The 3,405-nt window shown below is 67.5% G+C and carries 1 pseudogene; it reads right to left on the bottom strand.

Features of this window, described 5'->3' with window-relative positions:
• Positions 1 to 3,401 (bottom strand): annotated as a pseudogene (locus tag NB3_RS33665) (amino acid adenylation domain-containing protein); the annotation flags it as partial.
• Positions 3,402 to 3,405: the final 4 nt, after the last annotated feature.

The following is a 3,405-nucleotide window of genomic DNA, read 5'->3' as shown; positions in this document are numbered from 1 at the left end:
AGCGTCGTGTCACCGCAACGGATCGCGACCGCGTCGGGACGCGACCACGCCTGCTCGGCGATCACATCCGGCAGTGTCGCACCGGGAACCCAGGCTCCCGGCACGTTCCACGCGTTCAGGACTTGGTCGCGCTCACCGGGCGCGAGCACATCGATGTCGCCTACCGCAGCGGTGGCATCGGCCGCGACCGCCGCCAGGACACGGCGGAAGCGGCTGGCGAAGTTCCGCACCGTCGATTCGTCGAACAGGTCGGTCGCGTAACCGATCACCACCGACAGGCCCTGCGCGCCGGACTGCTCGGCCAGGGTGATCTGCAGATCGAACTTGGCCGCCGACACTCCCGGATCGATGCCGGACACCGTGAGACCGGGCAATTCCAGCGTCGCGGGGGCGAGGTTCTGTAGCACCAGCATCACTTGGAACAGCGGATGCCGCGCCGCGGAGCGGACCGGGTCGAGCAATTCGACCAGTCGCTCGAACGGCAGGTCGGCATGGCCGAACGCGGCGACGTCGGTCTTGCGAACCTCGGCCAGCAGCGTTTCGAACGACGTGCCCGGCTCGACCTCCGTGCGCAGCACCAGGGTGTTGACGAACATGCCGATGAGGTCGTCGAGTTCGGCCTCGCCTCGGCCTGCCACCGGAGTGCCGATGGCGATATCCCGCGTATTCGACAACCGGGCCAGCAACACCGCCAACGCCGCGTGCACGACCATGAACAACGTCGAATTGTTTTGCTGGGCGAGCTTTTCCAGTCCGGCGTGCAGGTCGGCGTCGATGTCGAAGGCGAAGCTGCCGCCGCGATAGGACGCCTGGGCGGGCCGGGGCCGATCGGTCGGCAGCGGCAATTCGTCCGGCAGGGCGGCGAGCGCGGTGCGCCAGTACTCGGCCTGCTGGGAGATCAGGCTCTCCGGGTCGTCCTCGGAGCCGAGCACCTCCCGCTGCCACAGGCTGTAGTCGGCGTACTGCACCGGCAGCGGAGCCATGGCCGGGGCCTCGCCTCTGCTGCGCGCCTCGTAGGCCAAGACCAGATCCCGGGTGAGCGGTCCGAGCGACCAGCCGTCGGAGCTGATGTGGTGCGCGACGAAGACCAGCACGTGCTCGGCGGGATCGTCCGCACTCGCGGGCGCGATCTCGAACAGCGCGACCCGGAACGGCACCTCCGTGGTGACCTCGAATCCCGCGCCGACCACGCTGGTCACCACGGCGACCGTATCCGCCGCGTCGACTCGCGTCGGCGTGAGGTCGATCGGCACCGCGTCCGCCGCGAGCACCTGCTGCACCGGACCGTCCGGCGTCTGCGGGTAGATCGTGCGCAGAATCTCGTGGCGCGCCACCAGGTCCGCGACCGCCTGCCGCAGGGCCGCGACGTCGAGGTCTCCGGTGAGGCGGATGGCGGCCGGGATGTTGTATACCGCCGAGGCGGTGTCGAACTGGTTGAGGAACCACATGCGCTGCTGCGCCAGCGACAGCGGAATGCGCTCCGGACGCGGACCGGCGACCAGTTCGCGGCGGCCACCGGCGCCCGCGTGCTGCTCGACCTTCGCGGCCAGTCCGGCGACGGTCGCGGCTTCGAAGATCGTGCGGACGGGCACGCGTGTGTCCAGTGCCGCGCCGATACGCGCCGCGACCTGCGTCGCCAACAACGAGTTACCACCGAGGGCGAAGAAATCGTCATCCGCGCCGACACGCTCCACACCGAGCACCTCGGCGAACACGTTCGCCACGATCTCCTCGATCGGCGTCGACGGCGCACGGAACGCCTGAACCTCGAACTCGGGTTCCGGCAGCGCCTTACGGTCGAGCTTGCCGTTGACGTTCAACGGCAACGCATCCAGGACCACGAACGCCGCGGGCACCATGTACGACGGCAGCCCAGCGGTGAGCTCCGACTTCACCTGCGCCACATCGATACCGGCCTCGGCATCGCTGGGCACCAGGTAGGCCACCAAACGGTCACCGGTCTTCGGATCCGACTTCGCGATCACCGCCGCCTGCGCGACCTGCGGCAGCGCGAGCAGCGCGGCCTCGATCTCACCCAACTCGATACGGAAACCACGGATCTTCACCTGGAAGTCCGTACGACCCCGGTACTCCAGTTCACCGGTGCTGTTCCAGGCGACCAGGTCACCGGTGCGATACATCCGCTCACCGGGCTGGAACGGGTTGGCCACGAATCGGTCAGCGGTCAGATCCGCACGACCGAAGTAACCCCGCGCCAACTGTGCACCGGCGAGGTACAGCTCACCGGAGACACCCACCGGAACCGGACGCAAACGCCCGTCCAGCACAAACACCCGACTGTTCCACTCCGGCCCACCAATGGGAACCGAAACCCGGTCGGCATCACTGACCCGGTGGCTGGTGATCGACACCGCCGCCTCGGTCGGACCGTACAGGTTGAACAACTCGGTACGCGAATACGCACGCAAGAACCGCTGCGCCAACGCGCCCGGGAGGGCTTCGCCGATCGCCAGCACCCGCCACAGCGAATCGGGCATACCGGCGGTCACCAAGGCGTCCAGCATCGACGGAACGACGTGCAGCGTGGTGACCCATTCCTGGGCCATAAGTTCGTTGAGGTACGCGGGATCACGGTGACCGTCCGGCGAAGCGATCACCAGGCGACCACCGCAGACAGCGGCCGACCAGAACTCCCACACCGACAAGTCGAACGTCGCCGCCGTCTTCAGCAGAATCGCATCCGCCGCATCCAAACCGAACTCGACGTTCTTCCACTGCAACTGGTTCGCGATAGCACCGTGCGGAACCGCGACACCCTTCGGGCGACCCGTCGAACCCGAGGTGAAGATGACGTACGCCGTGTTCTCCGGCCGCAGAGGCGCGACCCGATCGGCATCCGTGATCGGCGTGGCGGCCACACCCGACAAGTCGAGCTCATCGATCCGCACCACCGGCGCGACATCCGTTTCGAACTCCACCTCGGCGTTGCTCAACACACAGACCGGTGCCGCCGTCTCGAGAATGTAGCTCGTCCGCTCAGCCGCCTGATCCGGATCCACCGGCACATACGCACCACCGGACTTCGCCACCGCATACATCGCCACGATCAGATCCACCGACCGACGCAACGCGAGCGCCACCCGCGACTCCGGACCGACACCCAACGAAATCAGATGCCGCGCAAGACGATTCACCCGCACATCGAGTTCGCCGTAAGTCAGCTCGATCCGCTCACCGTCACCCACGTCGGCGACGAGCGCTGTGGAGCGTGGATCCGCCGCCACGCTGGCGTCGAGCAGCGAGACCAGCGTCGCGCCCGCATCGACGGGCTGGTCGGTGGCGTTCCAGCGCGCCAGCACGTCGTGCCGTTCGGCGTCGGAAAGCAGTTCGATCTCACCGACCGGCGTGTTCGCGTCAGCGACCACGGCGGTGAGGATGCGGGAA

It is taken from the genome of Nocardia beijingensis NBRC 16342, assembly GCF_001612785.1.
In the GTDB taxonomy this organism is placed as follows: Bacteria; Actinomycetota; Actinomycetes; order Mycobacteriales; family Mycobacteriaceae; genus Nocardia; species Nocardia beijingensis.
Note: the sequence above shows the minus strand (reverse complement) of the source record. Positions and strands in the feature narration are given on the sequence as shown.